General features: G+C 65.9%; 1 protein-coding gene. It reads left to right on the top strand.

Going from position 1 to position 232, the window contains the following annotated elements; all coding sequences use genetic code 11:
* The coding region (locus AAEY57_RS21230) for an HAD hydrolase family protein (protein WP_350608811.1) at positions 1-232 on the top strand (232 nt) is incomplete at both ends.

The following is a 232-nucleotide window of genomic DNA, read 5'->3' as shown; positions in this document are numbered from 1 at the left end:
CCGGTCTACCTCGACGTGACCGCGATGAAGGCCAACAAGGGTGAGGCGCTGGCGACGTTGGCGGCCCACCTGGGTGTTCCCCTGGAGCAGACGGCAGCCATCGGCGACGGCGGCAATGACCCGGCAATGTTTCATGTGGCTGGCTTGTCGATTGCCATGGGGCAGGCCGAAGAGGCGGTCAAGCGCCAGGCCAACGTGGTCACCGGCAGCAATATCGAGGACGGCGCAGCAG

This window comes from Pseudoalteromonas sp. MER144-MNA-CIBAN-0113, assembly GCF_040308965.1.
Lineage (GTDB): Bacteria > Pseudomonadota > Gammaproteobacteria > Enterobacterales > Alteromonadaceae > Pseudoalteromonas > Pseudoalteromonas tetraodonis.
This window is presented reverse-complemented; position numbering and strand designations above follow the sequence as displayed.